Raw genomic sequence first — 14064 nt, 5'->3', positions numbered from 1 at the left:
CCGGCCGTCAGAAGAGGAAGTAGCGCTGTGCCATGGGCAGTTCGGCGGCGGGGGTGGCCTCCACCAGCTCCCCGTCGATGTGCACGGCGAAGCTGTCGGGGTCGATCCGTACGTCCGGCCGGGCGTCGTTCTGGCGCATGTCGGCCTTGGTGACGCCACGCGTGGAGTCGATGGCCACGAACCGCTTGCCGAGCCGGAGCCGCTCCCCCAGCCCGTCCTCGATGGCGAGCGGGGCGACGAAGTTGACCGAGTTCGCGGCCGGTGCCCGTCCGATCGCGCCGAACATCGGCCGGGGCAGGATCGGCTGCGGCGTCGGGATGGAGGCGTTGGCGTCGCCCATCTGCGCGTAGGCGATCTGTCCGCCCTTGATGACCAGCTGCGGCTTCACGCCGAAGAACGCCGGTTCCCACAGCACCAGGTCGGCGAGCTTGCCGCTCTCCACGGAGCCGATCTCTCGCGCGAGGCCCTGCGCGAGCGCGGGGTTGATCGTGTACTTGGCCACGTATCGCCGCACCCGGTGGTTGTCGGCGCGTCCGTCCCCCGGCAGCGCGCCGCGCCGCCCCTTCATCACATGGGCGGTCTGCCAGGTCCGCATGACGACCTCGCCCACGCGTCCCATGGCCTGCGAGTCCGACGAGATGATCGAGATCGCGCCCAGGTCGTGGAGTATGTCCTCGGCCCCGATGGTCGACGGCCGGATCCGTGACTCGGCGAAGGCGAGGTCCTCGGGCACGGCCGCATTCAGGTGGTGGCACACCATCAGCATGTCGAGGTGTTCCTCGGCGGTGTTGACGGTGAACGGCCGGGTCGGGTTCGTCGAGCTGGGCAGCACGTGCGACTCCGAGACGACGCTCATGATGTCCGGCGCGTGCCCGCCGCCCGCGCCCTCGGTGTGGTAGGCGTGGATGCCCCGCCCGGCGATGGCGGCGAGCGTGTCGCCGACGAAGCCGGCTTCGTTGAGGGTGTCCGTGTGGATCGCGACCTGGATGCCGGTCCGGTCGGCGACGGTCAGCGAGGCGTCGATGACGGCCGGGGTGGAGCCCCAGTCCTCGTGCAGTTTCAGGCCCATCGCACCGCCGCGGATCTGGGACAGCATCGCCTCGTGGGAGACGGTGTTGCCCTTGCCCAGCAGGCCGAAGTTGACGGGGTGTTGCTCCATCGCCTCCAGCATCCGCGCCAGATGCCAGGGGCCGGGCGTCACCGTGGTCGCCTTCGAGCCCTCGGCGGGTCCGGTGCCGCCGCCGACGAGCGTGGTGATGCCGGAGGCGAGGGCCTCGTCGGCGATCTGGGGGCAGATGAAGTGGACGTGCGCGTCGATGGCGCCGGCGGTGAGGATCCGTCCGTTGCCGGCGATGATCTCGGTCTCGGGGCCGATGACGAGATCCGGATGCACCCCGTCCATCGTGTCGGGGTTGCCCGCCTTGCCGATGCCGGTGATCCGGCCGTCACGGATGCCGACGTCGGCCTTGACGATGCCCCAGTGGTCGATGATCACGACGCCGGTGACGACCGTGTCCGGGGTGCCTTCCGCGCGCGTGGCACGCGACTGGCCCATGGACTCGCGGATGACCTTGCCGCCGCCGAACACGGCCTCGTCCCCGGCGAGTCCGGGACCTCCGGAGCGGTCCTCCTCGATCTCGACGAGCAGATCGGTGTCGGCGAGCCGGATGCGGTCACCGGTCGTCGGGCCGAACAGGTCGGCGTACGCGGCGCGGGAGATCTCAGGCATCGAGGGCACCTCCGGTCTCCCCGCGCAGTCCGGGCACCACTCGGGCGCCGGTGAGCGGGACGAGTTCGACGTCTGCGGGGATGCCGGGCTCGAAGCGCACGGCGGTGCCGGCGGCGATGTTCAGCCGCTGGCCGCGGGCCGCCGCACGGTCGAAGTCCAGGCCGGGGTTGGCCTCGGCGAAGTGGTAGTGGGAGCCGACCTGCACAGGCCGGTCGGCGGTGTTGAGGACGGTGAGCCGGGTGACCTCACGGCCTGCGTTGTAGACGATCGGGCCGTCGGCGAACAGGATCTCTCCGGGAATCATCGAGGGCCCCTCAGACGATCGGGTCGTGGACGGTGACCAGCTTGGTGCCGTCGGGGAAGGTCGCCTCGACCTGGACGTCGTGGATCATCTCGGCGATGCCCGCCATGACGTCGTCGCGGGTGAGCAGCTTGCGTCCGGAGGACATGAGCTCGGCGACCGTACGGCCGTCGCGGGCGCCCTCGAGGATGTGCGACGTGATGAGGGCGACCGCCTCGGGGTGGTTCAGCTTCAGCCCGCGGGCCCGGCGCTTCTCGGCGACGTCGGCCGCCACGTGGATGAGCAGCCTCTCTTGCTCGTGCGGGGTCAGTTGCACGTCCCACCTCACAGTCCTCGCTCCGGACCGTGCGGGGTCCGGTTGCCGCGGCCACGAGACAAAAGTGCCTGGTGGCGTGGATGGGCAGGCTAGTTGGACCGCGTTTCGAGCAAGTTAACCAAGCTGTGATCCTCCGGCCGCGCCGTCGTCGTCCCGCATGCTCGTCAGCGCCCGCAGCCCGTCCCGCAGGACCTCGACCGGAGCGGGACCGAAGAGGGACTGCTGGGCGATGAAGCCCAGTACGGAGGCGATCATCGTGCGGGCCACATGGTCCGGCTCCACGTCGGCCCGCATCATCCCGGCCTTCTGGTAGCCCTCGACGATCCGCCCCCAGGCCGCGCGCACCGAGAGGTAGCCCTCGCGCAGGACGGACGCCAGTTCCTCGTTGCGCAGCGTCTCGGTCCAGACCTGGACGACCAGTCGCGGAAAGGCGGGCCTGCCGTCGACGACGAGGGACTCACGGGCGGCGAGCGTCCGGCCGAGGACCGAGGCGACGAGCTCGTCCGGCGGCGGGGGCGGGCTCTGCCGTGCCGCCTCCTCGAAGGCCGCGTGGACCGAGCCGAGCACCTCGGCGACGATCGCGCCGATCAGCTCGTCCTTGCCGCTGAAGTAGCGGTAGACGGCCCCCGCGGACAGGTCGACCTCCTTCAGCACGTCCTGCATGGACGTGGCGTGGAAGCCGTTGCGGGCGAAGCAGATCGCGGCGCCGTCGAGGATCTGCCGGCGGCGGGCGTCGAGGTGTTCCTGGGATACGCGGGCCATGGTCCAAAACTAAAACGAACATTCCTTCTTGACAAGGAACGGCTACTGCGAGCACGGTGATGACACAGGGAAAACGAACGATCCTTCTTTTTAGAGCTCCAGAGACCCAGGGAGTCCTCAATGTCCACCCGGTCCGCTACACCGCAGAGGGGCACCGCGTCCCGGCGCCTGGTCGCGGTCGTCCTCCTCGTTCCGCTCCTCGCCGCCCTCGCCCTGTGGGCCTTCGCCTGGCCCGCCGCCCGCACCGCCCCGCGCGACCTGCCACTGGGCGTCGCCGGACCGGCCGCCGCCACCGCACAGGTGGAGCAGCAGCTCGGCCGGCACGAGGGCGCCTTCGACATCCACCGCTACGCCGACGAGGCCGCCGCCCGCGAGGCGATCGAGGACCGGACCGTATACGGCGCCGTCGTCGTGACCCCCCAGGGACCGGAGCTGCTGACCGCCTCGGCGGCGAGCCCCGCCGTCGCCCAGCTGCTCCAGCAGGCGGTGGCCCAGCAGGCCGCAGCCGAGGGCACCCAGGTCAGGACCGTCGACGTCGTGCCCGCACCGGAGAGCGACCCGCGCGGCGCGGGGCTGACCTCCAGCGTGCTGCCGCTCGCCCTGGCCGGCATGGCGGCCGGCGCGGCGGTGACCCTGCTCGGGCTGCGCGGCGTCCGCGCCGTCGGCGCCCTGGTCGGTGTCGCCACCCTGATCGGCCTGGTCGCGGCGTCGATCGCGCACAGCCGGCTCGGGGTGCTGACCGGCGACTGGTGGGCGGAGGCCGGGGTGTTCGCGCTGACGACCCTGGCCGTGAGCGCGGCCGTCGCGGGGCTCGCCGCCCTGATCGGCACCGCCGGTATCGGCATCACGGCAGCCACGATCATGCTGATCGGCAACCCGTTCTCCGGGGCGGCCTCGGCGCCGCAGATGCTGCCGGAGCCGGTCGGCGCGATCGGCCAGTGGCTGCCGCCGGGGGCGGGCACGACCCTGCTGCGCTCGGTCTCCTTCTTCGACGGCGCGGCGGCCATCGGCCCCGCCCTCACCCTGACCTGGTGGGCCGCGCTGGGCCTGGGCGCCGTACTGCTGGGCAGCGCGCTCAAGGCGCGGGCGACGAGCACCGAGCCGGCACCCGAGCGCGGCCTGGCCACCGTCGGCTGACCCGGCACGAGGAACGGCGACCGACCGCGGTCACGCCGAACCGGCCGTGCACCCCCGCTGTAGCGGACGGGGGTGCACGGTCTCGTCGCGTCCCGGGCCGGTGGCGGCCGGTGCTAGGAGGGGCTCGACCCGCGATGCTCGGCGGCGATGCCGAAGCGCTGCCGTTCGCGGGGAGCGGAAGCGACCTCACGGACCCTGGAGACCGCGGTGATCACCTGATCCTCGGCGAGGTCGGCCGGCTCCCCGAGCTTTTCCAGTCGTTCGAGGTCAGAGGCGGAGACAAGGGCGACAAGGGGCTTCCCGTGACGCGTCACGACAACGCGCTCACCGCCGTACACCACGCGATTGATCAGATCGGCGAGCTCAGCCCTGGCTTGCGTCACCGGAATCTCGTAGGCCATGCTCCCCACATTACGTCATGTACGTCCTGTACATTTTTTACAGGCACCCCGGCAAGGGAGGCGTGAGCCATGACCGAACCGTCCGTCCGCTACGTACTGCCCGAGTTCACCGAACGCACCAGTTCCGGTCTCAGGACGCAGGATCCGTACGCGAAGCTGCTGGAGGAACGGATCGTCCTTCTCGGCACGCCGGTCGACGACACGTCGGCGAACGACGTGATGGCCCAGTTCATGTACCTGGAGCACAAGGACCCCGACCAGGACATCTCGCTCTACATCAATTCGCCCGGCGGCTCGTTCAGCGCCATGTCGGCGATCTACGACACGATGCAGTTCGTCTCCTGCGACGTGGAGACGATCTGCCTGGGCCAGGCCGGGTCGAGCGGCGCCGTGCTGCTGGCGGCGGGCACTCCGGGCAAGCGGTTCGCGCTGCCGGGGGCGCGGGTGGTGATCCATCAGCCGCAGCTGACCGAGCCGGTCGAGGGGCAGGCGAGCGATCTGGCGATCCGGGCCGCCGAGCTGACGCGGGTGCGGGCCCGGCTGGAGGAGATGCTCGCCCGGCACACCGGACGCGCTCGTGAGCGGGTGGCCGACGACATCGAGCGGGACAAGATCCTGACCGCCCAAGAGGCGCTGGAGTACGGACTGGTGGACCGGATCATCCCCAGCCGCACACACACGCTCGCTCCGCCGACAGGGCGGTGAGCGGCCGGTGCTTCCACCCGAATTGCCGCCCCTGCCTGCGCTGACGCGCGCGGAGGGCGAGTTGATCGACCGTTATCTGGACGTCGTGGACCTGCTCGGCCGGATCAACCCGGCGCACCACGGCGACACCTATCGCGGACTGCGGGCCGCCCAGGCGCTCGTGAGCAGGGCGGCCGAGCTGCGGGACGCGCTGGCGCTGATGCACCAGCGGGGCGAGACGGAGCTGCACGCTCCCACGCTGGCGCGTGCGTTGCGCGTGCTGGACGGAGAGCGCCGCACGGCTCGCGTCACGGTGCCCCCGCGCTCCGACAGTTGACGCCCTCCCGCAGCCGGATTCCGGGCGCCCCGGCCCACTGACGAGGCGTCCGGAACGGAGTTGAAACGGGCCGAACGACGTACCCCCTTTCGGCGTAGTCACCCCTCCTTCCGCGCGGCCGTCAGGGTTGCGCAACGGGCATGACCGCCAGGCGGAATCAGTCACTCCGTCCCTGGTCCGGGACTCCTCGGGCCTCTGGACACTCACTCGAACGGGGGGCCACCCACCCGAACGGGTGAGTGGTGAGTAACACCACAAACCCCCGATTCCGTTGGGTATTTCGCTCATCCGTGCGCCAAGATCCCTGTCTGACGACAAGCCCCCGCCACAGCGGCGGGGCGGTCCGGGCGGACGCCGAGTCCTGCCGCCGCCCGGATGACCGGTCGACAGGAGTGGATCGGCAGGAGTGGAGGACCCGAGCAAGACGGGTCGCCGGAGCGGACGTTCGTTCGATCCGAGCAACCCTTGGGGTGAAGCCGCGGCAACGCGGCCGGGCAACTTCGCCAGCCCGAATCCGACAGGTCATCCTTCTCAGGCGGCTGACGAAGGGTTGCGCATGACTGCGCTCAATCGTGTCCCGTCGCTCATGGTCCGGGCCGGTACGGCTTCGGCCCTCACCATCGCCGCAGTGGGCGGCTCGATCGTGGCACCCGGCTTCACGTCCGAGGCCGAGGCGGCCACGCCGGCGTCGAAGGCACTTCAGGTCGCGGCCTCCAAGAAGGGCTCCCCGTACCGGTGGGGCGCCACGGGCCCGAACCGGTTCGACTGCTCGGGGCTCACGCTGTACTCGTTCAAGAAGGCGGGCAAGAAGCTGCCCCGCACGGCTGCCCAGCAGTACAACAAGACCCGCCACATCTCCGCCAAGAACCGCAAGGCCGGGGACCTGGTGTTCTTCCACTCGGGGTCGTACGTCTACCACGTCGGTATCTACGCCGGTAAGGGAAGGATCTGGCACTCCCCGAAGACCGGCGACGTGGTCAAGCTGCAGAAGATCTGGACCAGGAGCGTCTGGTACGGCCGGGTCAAGTGACCTGCCCGGGGGCGGGGGCGGCGTCCTGACACGCCGTCACCGCCCTCGGGGCCTCACAGGGCGAGCAGCGGCCCCGCGAGCAGGGCCGCGCCGAAGGCCGTCAGGGCCGCGCCGGCGGCGAGCGTGACCGCACGTGCGGCGCGCGGCCGGCGCAGCCACCTGCCGAGCCGGTCCACCAGCAGGGCGACCACCTGGAACCACACCAGGGCGATCGCCAGCACGATCATGGCCAGCAGCAGCGTCCGGGGCAGGACCGGAGCGCCCGCGGGCACGAACTGCGGCAGCACGCTGAGGAACGTGAGGGACGCCTTCGGGTTGAGGGCGTTGGTCACGAATCCCTGCCGCAGCGGCCGCGCGGCGGACTCCTCGCGCGTGTCCACGACTTCGGTGGGCCGCTGCCGCAGGGTCTGCACGCCCAGGTACAGCACATAGACGCCGCCGACCACCTGAAGCGCGCGGAACAGCGCCGGTACGGCGGCCAGGACCGCGGCCACGCCGACGACCGCCATCGTCACGTGCACCAGCAGCCCCGCCCCGATCCCGAGCGCACAGGCGATGCCGGCGCGGCGGGAGACCAGGGCGTTGCGTACGACGACGGTGAAGTCGGCCCCGGGCATGGCGACCAGGCCGGCGGAGACACCGGTGAAGGCGATGAGCTGAGCGTCCATGGACCCCAGTGTGCCGTCGACAAGCCTTCAGTAGGTATGTCGAATATTCTGGCAATCCCTAAAGCATTGCTTAAGGCGTACGGGTGACCGAGGCGGAGGGAGGGCCATATGTACGACCCGGTCCGGCTCGCCGCCCTGGTGGCGGTCGCGGAGGCGGGCTCGATCACCCGCGCCGCCGAACGGCTCGGGTACACCACGCCGGCGCTCTCCCAGCAGCTGGCCAAACTGGAGCGCGAGGCGGGCACGGCCCTTCTGGTGCGGCACCACAGGGGCGCGCGGCTGACGGGTGCGGGCGAGCTGCTGGTGGCCCGGGCACGACGGGTGCTCGACGAACTGGACCGGGCCCGGCACGAGCTGGCCCGGCTGACCGGCCTGTCCGGCGGCACGCTGCGCCTGGGCACCTTTCAGACGGCCGGCATCCATCTGCTGCCGCCGGCCCTGAGCGCCTTCCGCCGGGCGCATCCGGACGTGGAGCTGACGGTCGCCGACTACGAACCGTCGGCCGGCGTCGCCGCGGTGGCCGCGGGCGAGGTCGACCTGGCACTGACGCACACCTACGAGCCTGCGGAACCGGCGCCGCTGCCCGCGTCCGTCGGCGTCGAGCCGATCCTCGTGGAGGAACTGGTCCTGGTGTCCGCGCCGGGCCATGTGCTCACCAGCGGCGCCACACGGCTGCCGCTGACCGAGCTGGCCGGGCAGCCGCTGATCAGCATGGCGCCGGACGCTCCGGCTCGGCGGGGTGTGGAGGCGGCGCTGACCGAGGCGGGGGCCATGCCGTCGGTGCTGGTGGCGACGCCGGGGTACCTGCTGGTGTGCGCCCTGGCCAGTGCAGGGCTCGGAGTCGCGGTCGTACCGGAGATGGTGGCGCGCACGTCGGTCGCTCCGGTGGGGGTGCGCGCGCTGGAGGGCGGGCGGTTGCGCCGTACGATCTCGGTCGCCTATCGCGGCGACGAGGCGGCTCCCGCCGCGGACGCCTTCCGGGCTCTGCTGCGCGGCACGTTCGCCCGCTCCGGGCAGCCGCAGCAGCCGTGAAGGGTCAGGACTCCTGCGGTCCCGCGGCGGCGAGCGGTTCGGCGGGGACCGTCCACGGCAGTTCGATGGAGACGGTCTTGCCGCCCTCGCGGGTAGGGCGCACTCTCAGCCTGCCGCCGCATTCCGCGGTCAGCCAGCGGATGATCACCATGCCGCGCCCGTTGTCCTGCTGCACGGCGGCCGGCAGCCGCTTGGGGAAACGCGGATGGCTGTCGGTGACACCGATGCGCAGGTGTTCGTCACGGTCGAGCGCGAGGTCCACCGTGAAGGTGGGTGACTGACCGAGGGTGTGCTGTACGGCGTTGGTGGTGAGTTCGGAGACGATCAGGCGGATGGTGTCGGCCACTTCCGTGTCCGGTGGCAGGCCCCATTCGGCCAGGGTGGTGAGCACGTAGGCCCGGGCCGCGGAGACCGAGGCGGGATCGCTCGGCAGAGTGACGGATGCTTCCAGGTGATCTGCCATGACGACGTCGTCCCTTTCCCACGGGACCGTAGTCCGACACGGAGCGGATGGTTCGAGTACGGTCCCGGACTGGTGCTTCGTCGCCAGACTGCCATTACCGCACCCGTCACGGGTGGCGATCCACCAAGATATGCATATATCTGTCGCTCGAAGCGGTGAACTCTGCGACGGCAGAGCGTATTTGGGCGGCTCGGTTGGAGTAAGGAGTGGCCCATGCAGCACGGTCCCGCGGTACGCCGCCGGAAACTGGGCGCGGAACTGCGTGCGTTACGCACCGGGGCGGGGCTCACCAGCGGTGAGGCGGCCCGGCTGGCGGGCTGGCACCAGTCCAAGGTGAGCCGGATCGAAACCGGCGCCAGCGGGGTGAAACCGCCCGATGTGCGGTTACTGCTCGACGTCTACGGCGTGGAGGATGCCCAACTACGAGAGTTGCTACTGGTGTTGGCGGGCTCCGACGAGGGCGGTGGCCGGCATCACTGGTGGCACGCGTACCGCGGAGTGCTGCCGCCGACGTACCGGGACTTCATCAGCCTGGAGTCCCAGGCGAGCGCGATGCGCACGCTGGAGACGTCGGTGGTGCCCGGACTGCTCCAGACGCCCGAGTACGCCCGGGCGGTGACCCGGGCCGCCGTCGGCGGGCTCGACGGGGACGCCGACGATCGCCTCGACGCGCTGGTCGCGGTGCGTCTGGCCAGGCAGGACGTGCTGCGCGCGGATCCGCCGCTGAAGCTGAGCGCGGTGCTGGACGAGGCGGTGCTGCGCCGGGAGATCGGCGGGCCCGAGGTGATGGCGCGGCAGCTGAGCCGGCTGATGGAGGCGGCGCAGCTGCCCCAAGTCCGGCTTCAGGTGCTGCCGTTCAGGGCCGGAGAGCATGTCGGCATCACGGGCCCTTTCGTTATCTTCTCATTTTCGAGCACTTCTGATCTGGATGTGGTTGTTCTCGACCACTTGACGAGTAGCCTCTACCTCGAACGGAAAGAAGACCTCCAGGCCTACACGGAGGCCTTCAACACCCTTCGGATCCACGCCCTTTCGCCCGAGGAATCGTTGGATTACATCGCCGCGCTAGGTGGCGGTGTGTAAGGAGGCACCATGACAGCACTGCCTCGGAACCTCATGTCCAGCACCGAACTGCCAGGTGCGAGGTGGTTGCGCAGCAGCTACAGCACCGGTGCGAACAACTGCGTCGAGACGGCACGGCCGCACTCCGGTCCCTGGACCGGGCTGCTCGCGGTGCGCGACTCCAAGGACCCGGCCGGCCCCGCGCTGCTCTTCTCCCCCGAGAGCTGGGCGGGTTTCACGGCCGCGCTCCAGTCCTGACCCCCTGACCGATCCGATCAGGCCTGATCGAATCTGATCAGTTCTATCCGATGTGCGAGCAGGGCCGTGTCACGCCGACTCATGGTCGTGTCTCGCCGATCACTTCAACAGCGCGCTCGATCTCGGCCTCGGAGAGGTCCGCGCGAGCGGTCAGCCTCAGCCGTGAGATGCCGTCGGGGACGGAAGGAGGACGGAAACAGCCCACGGCGAGGCCCGCCGCACGGCACTCGGCCGCCCAGCGCACGGCCTTCTCCGGGGACGGGGCGCGCACGGAGACGACCGCGGCGTCCGGACGTACGGCCTCCAGACCCGCGGCGGTCAGCCGTGCGTGGAGTTCACGTGCCACCGCACCCGCCCGTGCCGCCCGCTCCGGTTCGCGGCGCAGCAGCCTGAGCGCCGCCAGTGCCGCGCCCGCGGACGCGGGGGCGAGACCCGTGTCGAAGATGAACGTCCGGGCGGTGTTGACGAGGTGCTCGATCACCCGCGCCGGGCCGAGGACGGCGCCGCCCTGGCTGCCGAGGGACTTGGACAGCGTGACGGTGACGACGACGTCGTCCGCCCCCGCGAGCCCCGCCGCCCGCGCCGCGCCGCGCCCGCCGTCGCCCAGGACGCCCAGCCCGTGGGCGTCGTCGACCAGCAGTCCGGCGCCGCGCTCCCGGCACGCCTCGGCGTACTCGGCCAGCGGGGCCGCGTCGCCGTCGACCGAGAAGACGGTGTCCGACACGACGACCGCCGTGCCCTGGTGCGTGTGCAGCGCCTTGCGCACCGCCTCCGGTTCGGAGTGCGGGACGACCTGGGTGGTGCCCCGGGCCAGCCGGCAGCCGTCGATGAGCGAGGCGTGGTTGCCGGCGTCCGACACGATCAGCGAACCGTGCGGCGCCAGCGCGGTGACCGCGGCGAGGTTGGCCGCGTAGCCCGAGGAGAGGACCAGCGCCGCCTCGAAGCCGCAGAAGTCGGCCAGCTCGCGCTCCAGCTCGGCGTGCAGCTCAGTCGTGCCCGTGACCAGCCGGGAGCCGGTCGCGCCGCCGCCCCAGGTCCGCGAGGCCCGCGCCGCGCCCTCGGTGACCTCCGAATGGCGGGCCAGGCCCAGATAGTCGTTGCTCGCGAGATCGAGGAGCGGCGATTCGGCGGGCCGGGGGCGCAGGGTCCGTACGAGCCCGGCGCGGCGGCGCAGCTCCGCCTGCTCGTCGATCCAGCCGAACGCCATGGTTCCTCCGGGGCTTTGGTGAGCGGTACACAGACGTCGCTTTTGTAGGCAGTGGACAGACCCTAGCCGTACGGCGGCCCGCCCACGGTGTGGCAATACCCACACATCGAAACGACAGGGTTGTGCAAACTCACCTTGGCTCGGACGCCCTCCGTACGTCAGGATCAGCTTCCATGGACCTGCTGAACACGCTGGTGGACAAGGGGCTTCGGCGCGAGCTGCCGACCCGCGAGGAAGCCTTGGCCGTCCTCGCCACTTCCGACGACGACCTGCTCGATGTGGTGGCCGCGGCCGGCAAGGTGCGCCGGCACTGGTTCGGCCGACGGGTGAAACTCAACTATCTGGTCAACCTGAAGTCGGGCCTGTGCCCCGAGGACTGCTCCTACTGTTCCCAGCGTCTCGGCTCCACCACCGGGATCCTGAAGTACACCTGGCTCAAGCCGGACGAGGCGTCCCAGGCGGCGGCTGCCGGATTGGCGGGTGGCGCCAAGCGGGTGTGTCTGGTGGCGTCCGGGCGCGGCCCGACCGACCGTGACGTGGACCGGGTCTCCGAGACCATCAAGGCCATCAAGGACCAGAACGACGGCGTCGAGGTGTGCGCCTGCCTCGGCCTGCTCTCCGACGGACAGGCGGAGCGGCTGCGCGACGCGGGCGCCGACGCGTACAACCACAACCTCAACACGTCCGAAGGGACGTACGGGGACATCACGACCACGCACACCTACGCCGACCGCGTCGACACCGTGCAGAAGGCGCACGGGGCCGGGCTGTCCGCGTGCTCCGGTCTCATCGCCGGCATGGGCGAGAGCGACGAGGACCTGGTCGACGTCGTCTACTCGCTGCGCGAGCTGGACCCGGACTCGGTGCCGGTCAACTTCCTGATCCCGGTCGAGGGCACCCCGCTGGCCAAGGAGTGGAACCTCACCCCGCAGCGCTGCCTGAGGATCCTGGCGATGGTGCGGTTCGTGTGCCCGGACGTGGAGGTGCGCATCGCCGGTGGCCGCGAGGTCCACCTGCGCACCATGCAGCCGCTGGCCCTGAACCTGGCCAACTCGATCTTCCTCGGTGACTACCTCACGACCGAGGGCCAGGCGGGCAAGGCCGACCTGGAGATGATCGCCGACGCCGGCTTCGAGGTGGAGGGCACCGACCAGGTGACGCTGCCGGAGCACCGGACCGAGGCGGCCGAGGCCGGCTGCGGATCGCACGAGGCCGGGGGCTGCGGGTCGCACGAGAGCGCCGGGTGCGGATCGCACGAAGGGGGCGGTGTGTGCGGTACGGCCGCTGCCGCTGCTCCCGCTGCCGCTCCGGCCGGCGAGCCGCGCACCGACCTGGTCGCCGTGCGCCGCCGGGGCGCCGGAACGGACCTCGCGCCCAATGCCTGACCCGCTCACCGTGCCCGGCCTGACCGTCTCCGAGCTGCTGGAACTCGACCGGCGGCATGTGTGGCACCCGTACGGCCCCATGCCCGGCCGCAGCGAACCGCTCGTCGTGGAGTCGGCGAGCGGGGTGCGGCTGAAGCTCGCGGACGGCTCGGGCGAACTGGTCGACGGCATGTCGTCCTGGTGGTCGGCGATCCACGGCTACAACCACCCGGTGCTCAACGAGGCCGTGCAGCAGCAGCTGGCGCGGATGAGCCATGTGATGTTCGGCGGGCTCACCCACGAGCCCGCCGTTCGCCTGGCGAAGCTCCTTGTCGACATGTCGCCCGAGGGTCTGGAGCATGTGTTCCTCGCCGACTCGGGTTCGGTGTCGGTCGAGGTCGCGGTCAAGATGTGCCTCCAGTACTGGCGCTCGCTGGGCCGTCCCGGCAAGCAGCGCCTGCTGACCTGGCGCGGCGGCTACCACGGGGACACCTGGCAGCCGATGTCGGTGTGCGACCCCGAGGGCGGCATGCACGAGCTGTGGGCCGGCGTGCTCCAGCGCCAGGTGTTCGCGGACCCGCCGCCTGCCGAGTACGACGAGACGTACGCCGAGCATCTGCGGTCGCTGATCGAGCGGCACGCGGACGAACTGGCGGCGGTGATCGTCGAGCCGGTGGTGCAGGGCGCGGGCGGGATGCGGTTCCACTCCCCCGCGTATCTGCGGGTGCTGCGCGAGGCGTGCGACGCGCACGACGTGCTGCTGGTGTTCGACGAGATCGCCACCGGGTTCGGCCGCTCCGGTGCGCTGTTCGCGGCCGGCCACGCGGCGGTGACGCCGGATGTGATGTGCGTGGGCAAGGCGCTGACCGGCGGCTATCTGACGATGGCCGCCACGCTGTGCACCACGCGTGTGGCCGACGGCATCTCGCGCGGCGAGGTGCCGGTGCTCGCCCACGGCCCGACCTTCATGGGCAACCCGCTGGCGGCCTCGGTGGCCTGCGCCTCGATCGAGCTGCTGCTCGGGCAGGACTGGCAGGCCGAGGTCAGGCGGATCGAGACGGGTCTGCGGGATGGACTGGCTCCCGCGTCGGACCTTCCGGGCGTGAAGGACGTACGTGTCCTCGGCGCCATCGGGGTGGTCCAGCTGGACCACGAGGTGGACATGCGGGCGGCGACGGCGGCCGCCGTGCGCGAGGGCGTGTGGCTGCGGCCGTTCCGCGACCTCGTCTACACGATGCCGCCGTACGTCACGGGCGACGCGGATGTCGCACGGATCGCCCGCGCGGTGTGCGCGGCGGCGCGGGAGGGCTGAC

General features: G+C 71.1%; 17 protein-coding genes and 1 riboswitch. Of the genes, 9 read left to right on the top strand and 8 right to left on the bottom strand.

Annotation, left to right across the window (positions count from 1 at the left end; all coding sequences use genetic code 11):
* Window positions 1–7 precede the first annotated feature (7 nt).
* From AC3ETA_RS15500 to AC3ETA_RS15485, 4 genes are all read right to left on the bottom strand, one after another.
* Window positions 8–1729, bottom strand: a complete 1722-nt coding sequence (locus AC3ETA_RS15500; RefSeq protein WP_432193463.1) for an urease subunit alpha — start codon at window positions 1727–1729, stop codon at window positions 8–10.
* Window positions 1722–2033 (bottom strand): urease subunit beta, encoded by a 312-nt coding sequence (locus AC3ETA_RS15495; RefSeq protein WP_432193462.1) that lies wholly within the window; start codon window positions 2031–2033, stop codon window positions 1722–1724. The genes AC3ETA_RS15500 and AC3ETA_RS15495 overlap by 8 nt, the downstream gene beginning before the upstream one ends.
* Window positions 2034–2043: 10 nt before the next feature.
* Entirely contained in the window at window positions 2044–2346 is a 303-nt protein-coding gene (locus AC3ETA_RS15490) for an urease subunit gamma (RefSeq protein ID WP_432193461.1), read from the bottom strand.
* Between the two features lie 114 nt (window positions 2347–2460).
* Window positions 2461–3108 carry a TetR/AcrR family transcriptional regulator gene (locus AC3ETA_RS15485; RefSeq protein ID WP_432193460.1) on the bottom strand — a complete coding sequence of 216 codons (648 nt, stop codon included), beginning with the start codon at window positions 3106–3108 and terminating at the stop codon, window positions 2461–2463.
* A gap of 120 nt (window positions 3109–3228) precedes the next feature.
* Between AC3ETA_RS15485 and AC3ETA_RS15480 the strand changes: the two genes are divergently transcribed.
* Window positions 3229–4245 (top strand): ABC transporter permease, encoded by a 1017-nt coding sequence (locus AC3ETA_RS15480; protein WP_432193459.1) that lies wholly within the window; start codon window positions 3229–3231, stop codon window positions 4243–4245.
* 113 nt (window positions 4246–4358) lie between these two features.
* Here the strand turns inward: AC3ETA_RS15480 and AC3ETA_RS15475 are convergent, their stop codons facing one another.
* A complete protein-coding gene (locus tag AC3ETA_RS15475; protein WP_432193458.1) occupies window positions 4359–4646 on the bottom strand; it encodes a type II toxin-antitoxin system Phd/YefM family antitoxin in 288 nt (95 codons plus the stop codon).
* A 69-nt stretch (window positions 4647–4715) separates the two neighbouring features.
* Between AC3ETA_RS15475 and AC3ETA_RS15470 the strand changes: the two genes are divergently transcribed.
* From AC3ETA_RS15470 to AC3ETA_RS15460, 3 genes are all read left to right on the top strand, one after another.
* The gene (locus AC3ETA_RS15470) at window positions 4716–5351 is read left to right on the top strand and encodes an ATP-dependent Clp protease proteolytic subunit (protein ID WP_432193457.1); all 636 of its coding nucleotides are present in this window, start codon (window positions 4716–4718) and stop codon (window positions 5349–5351) included.
* A gap of 7 nt (window positions 5352–5358) precedes the next feature.
* The gene (locus AC3ETA_RS15465) at window positions 5359–5667 is read left to right on the top strand and encodes a hypothetical protein (RefSeq protein WP_030956806.1); all 309 of its coding nucleotides are present in this window, start codon (window positions 5359–5361) and stop codon (window positions 5665–5667) included.
* Between the two features lie 420 nt (window positions 5668–6087).
* A riboswitch (cyclic di-AMP (ydaO/yuaA leader) is annotated at window positions 6088–6220 on the top strand.
* A 3-nt stretch (window positions 6221–6223) separates the two neighbouring features.
* Window positions 6224–6697, top strand: a complete 474-nt coding sequence (locus AC3ETA_RS15460; protein ID WP_388158656.1) for a C40 family peptidase — start codon at window positions 6224–6226, stop codon at window positions 6695–6697.
* Window positions 6698–6750: 53 nt separating this feature from the next.
* Here the strand turns inward: AC3ETA_RS15460 and AC3ETA_RS15455 are convergent, their stop codons facing one another.
* The gene (locus AC3ETA_RS15455) at window positions 6751–7365 is read right to left on the bottom strand and encodes a LysE family translocator (RefSeq protein ID WP_432193456.1); all 615 of its coding nucleotides are present in this window, start codon (window positions 7363–7365) and stop codon (window positions 6751–6753) included.
* A gap of 108 nt (window positions 7366–7473) precedes the next feature.
* Here AC3ETA_RS15455 and AC3ETA_RS15450 point away from each other — a divergent pair, with 108 nt between their 5' ends.
* Window positions 7474–8397, top strand: coding sequence for a LysR family transcriptional regulator (locus AC3ETA_RS15450; protein WP_432193455.1), 924 nt, complete (start codon window positions 7474–7476; stop codon window positions 8395–8397).
* A gap of 4 nt (window positions 8398–8401) precedes the next feature.
* Here AC3ETA_RS15450 and AC3ETA_RS15445 read toward each other — a convergent pair whose 3' ends face one another.
* Window positions 8402–8860 carry an ATP-binding protein gene (locus AC3ETA_RS15445; RefSeq protein WP_432193454.1) on the bottom strand — a complete coding sequence of 153 codons (459 nt, stop codon included), beginning with the start codon at window positions 8858–8860 and terminating at the stop codon, window positions 8402–8404.
* A 213-nt stretch (window positions 8861–9073) separates the two neighbouring features.
* Here AC3ETA_RS15445 and AC3ETA_RS15440 point away from each other — a divergent pair, with 213 nt between their 5' ends.
* Window positions 9074–9943 carry a helix-turn-helix domain-containing protein gene (locus tag AC3ETA_RS15440; RefSeq protein WP_432193453.1) on the top strand — a complete coding sequence of 290 codons (870 nt, stop codon included), beginning with the start codon at window positions 9074–9076 and terminating at the stop codon, window positions 9941–9943.
* A 9-nt stretch (window positions 9944–9952) separates the two neighbouring features.
* Window positions 9953–10180, top strand: coding sequence for a DUF397 domain-containing protein (locus tag AC3ETA_RS15435; protein WP_107912077.1), 228 nt, complete (start codon window positions 9953–9955; stop codon window positions 10178–10180).
* A gap of 79 nt (window positions 10181–10259) precedes the next feature.
* Here the strand turns inward: AC3ETA_RS15435 and AC3ETA_RS15430 are convergent, their stop codons facing one another.
* Window positions 10260–11387: an 8-amino-7-oxononanoate synthase gene (locus tag AC3ETA_RS15430; protein WP_432193452.1), complete on the bottom strand. Its 1128-nt coding sequence runs from the start codon at window positions 11385–11387 to the stop codon at window positions 10260–10262.
* Window positions 11388–11560: 173 nt separating this feature from the next.
* Between AC3ETA_RS15430 and bioB the strand changes: the two genes are divergently transcribed.
* Together bioB and AC3ETA_RS15420 are read left to right on the top strand one after the other, a co-directional pair.
* A complete protein-coding gene (gene bioB / locus AC3ETA_RS15425; RefSeq protein WP_432193451.1) occupies window positions 11561–12772 on the top strand; it encodes a biotin synthase BioB in 1212 nt (403 codons plus the stop codon).
* Window positions 12765–14063, top strand: coding sequence for an adenosylmethionine--8-amino-7-oxononanoate transaminase (locus AC3ETA_RS15420; protein WP_432193450.1), 1299 nt, complete (start codon window positions 12765–12767; stop codon window positions 14061–14063). The genes bioB and AC3ETA_RS15420 overlap by 8 nt, the downstream gene beginning before the upstream one ends.
* Window position 14064: the final 1 nt, after the last annotated feature.

The organism is Streptomyces sp. bgisy027 (assembly GCF_057710365.1).
This window is presented reverse-complemented; position numbering and strand designations above follow the sequence as displayed.